General features: G+C 67.2%; 3 protein-coding genes. 1 reads left to right on the plus strand and 2 read right to left on the minus strand.

Features of this window, described 5'->3' with window-relative positions; all coding sequences use genetic code 11:
• Positions 1-917 (minus strand): 1-deoxy-D-xylulose-5-phosphate reductoisomerase (locus EAW56_RS11620; RefSeq protein ID WP_122086708.1); only part of this gene is annotated, 917 nt, incomplete at its 3' end.
• A 229-nt stretch (positions 918-1,146) separates the two neighbouring features.
• On the opposite strand from EAW56_RS11620, the gene EAW56_RS11625 reads away from it, so the two are divergent.
• Positions 1,147-1,713 (plus strand): DUF2631 domain-containing protein, encoded by a 567-nt coding sequence (locus tag EAW56_RS11625; RefSeq protein ID WP_122086711.1) that lies wholly within the window; start codon positions 1,147-1,149, stop codon positions 1,711-1,713.
• 113 nt (positions 1,714-1,826) lie between these two features.
• On the opposite strand, the gene rlmN is transcribed toward EAW56_RS11625, so the two are convergent.
• Positions 1,827-2,729: dual-specificity RNA methyltransferase RlmN (rlmN, locus tag EAW56_RS11630; protein ID WP_122086714.1), on the minus strand; the 903-nt coding region annotated here is incomplete at its 5' end.

The following is a 2,729-nucleotide window of genomic DNA, read 5'->3' on the forward strand; positions in this document are numbered from 1 at the left end:
AGCTCCACTGCCGGGAACGCCTCGTTGTTCAGCGGCTCGAAGGTCCACTCCGACGCGGTTGTGAAGTCCAGCGAGGGCTGCGCGCCCGCGACGCGGCCGGGCCACGCGAGGGCGTGCGCGATCGGCATCTTCATCGACGGCGGCGAGGCTTGCGCGATCGTCGCGCCGTCGATGAAGGTGACCATGGAGTGGACGATGGATTGGGGGTGGACGGTGACGTCGATAAGCGATGGCTCCACGTCAAAGAGCAGGGACGCCTCGATGAGCTCGAGCCCTTTGTTCACCATGGTTGCGGAATTGATCGTGTTCATCGTGCCCATCGACCAGGTGGGGTGGGTGACGGCCTGTTCCGGCGTGACGCCCCACATCTGCTCGCGAGTCTGGCCGCGGAACGGGCCGCCGGATGCTGTGAGCACGAAACGGGCGACCTCGTCTCGGCGGCCCGCGCGCAGTGCCTGCGCCATCGCGGAGTGCTCCGAATCCACCGGCACCAGCGCGCCCGGCTTCGCCTCCCGCAGCACGACCTGGCCGCCGGCCACGAGCGATTCCTTGTTTGCCAACGCCAGCACGGCGTCGCTGCGCAGGGCAGCGATTGTCGACGCCAACCCCGCCGCCCCAACAAGCGCGTTGAGCACCACGTCCGCGGCTTGTGATTCGGTGAGCTGCCGGGCCGCGTCCTCACCGGTCAGCACGGCGCCGCCGAGGGCCCGACCGACCTGCGCCGCGGCGTCCTCGCGCTGGACAGCGACTTGGCCGGGCTGGAGCCCAAACGCCTTCGCCTGCGTGATGATCGCCTGCGGGTCGCGTCCGCCGGCGGCGATGCCGACCACCTGGAAGGCGTCGCGGTTGTCCTGAATAACCTCGCACGCCTGGGTGCCAATTGATCCGGTTGATCCGAGAATGACAATTCGTTTCACCCCGCCATTGTTGCACGCCCCGGTGCGGCCGCTCGACGGGTGGACCGACGGCGGGCAGATCGGACGAAAGTTTGCACCTATTAGGGGTACAAAGTCACCGATTGCCACGGAAGTATGACAATATAGTCCTCAGAATTGTTTCCTGCTCCGGCTGCGATTCCGTTTGCGCTGCACAAAGCGCACTGTGGAAGGGCGCGGGCCGAAGCATTTAGCGCTGACTTGAAGGAGTATGGCAGTGGCCCACGCGAACGAAAAGGCACCTGAGGTGTACAACGGCGTTTCCGAGGCAGACGTCCCGTCTGCACGCTTCGGTTGGAGCGAGCAGAGCCGCGGCACGATCCAGGCCGCCGGTTGGGTGTCCGTTCTGGTGCTCATCGCCTACAACTTTGGTAACCACAAGGGCCACGTTGAGACCATCTGGCTCATCGCCATTGCCGTCCTCATCGCCCTGGGTCTGATCCTGCACGCGACGCAGCCGAAGCTGAACCAGAAGCGCACCGTCACCGCCCACAACAAGCCGCAGGGCCACGTCGAACCGGACTGGTGCTACGACCAGAAGACCCTGTCCGGCGCGTACGCCAACTTGGACGAGCGTCAGTTGCGCGCCCTGAACATTGACCCGGCCCGCATCCAGCACCTGCGCGCACCGCAGCAGGCTGTTGCCGCCGGTGACCGCCACGCCACCAAGGCCGGCTCCGCAGCCCTGCACAAGGACGGCGCCGTCCACGTGAACCGCGCGGACCACGACGTCGAGGTCGTCGAGGTCACCCCGCGCGGCAAGCACGCCGCGCAGTAACCGCAGCAAGGCAAAGGGCCGATCCCGGGAGACGGGATCGGCCCCTTTTATGCTCGGGTTGCGGGCGGTCAGCCTCCTAGCGCATTCGCCGCCCGCACGCGTGCGGACCCGGCCTAACCCGCCTGCTCGTCGGCAGCGAGCTGGCCGCAGGCTGCGGCGATCTCCTGGCCCTTCGTGTCGCGCACGGTGCAGGTGACGCCCTGGGCGATCACGCGGCGGACAAACTCGTCCTGCCGGTCGCGCGGGGACGCGTCCCACTTGGAACCCGGCGTCGGGTTCAACGGGATCAGGTTCACGTGGACGCGGGACCCGAGGGCGTTGTGCAGCTTCTCACCCAACATGTCGGCGCGGAAGTCCTGGTCGTTGATGTCCCGGATCAGCGCGTACTCGATGGAGACGCGGCGACCGGTCTGATCCGCGTAGTAGGACGCGGCGTCGAGCACCTCCGAGACGGCAAAGCGGTTGTTGATGGGCACGAGGGTGTCACGCAGCTCGTCGTCAGGCGTGTGCAGCGACACGGCGAGAGTGACGGAGAGGCCCTCGTCGGCGAGGCGACGGATCTGCGGCGCGAGCCCGACGGTGGAGATGGTGATGTTGCGCTGCGAGATGCCAAACCCATCCGGGCTGGGCTGGGTGATCTGGCGGACTGCGGAGAGCAGGCGGTTGTAGTTGGCCAGCGGCTCGCCCATGCCCATGAAGACGATGTTGGACAGGCGCGAGCCCTCCGCCGCCATCATCGCGGCGGCGGCGCGGACCTGGTCAACAATCTCCGCGGTGGACAGGTTGCGGTCCAGACCGCCCTGGCCGGTGGCGCAGAACGGACACGCCATGCCGCAGCCGGCCTGGGAGGAAATGCACAGCGTGGCGCGGTCCGGGTAGCGCATGAGCACGGACTCCAGCAGGATCCCGTCGTGCAGGCGCCACAAGGTCTTGGTGGTGTCGCCCTCGTCGGTTTCCACGGTGCGCACGGGGTTGAGCAGGGTTGGGAACAGCGCGTCCTTGACCAGCTGGCGCTG

Source organism: Corynebacterium gottingense, assembly GCF_003693265.1.
Classification (GTDB): Bacteria; Actinomycetota; Actinomycetes; order Mycobacteriales; family Mycobacteriaceae; genus Corynebacterium; species Corynebacterium gottingense.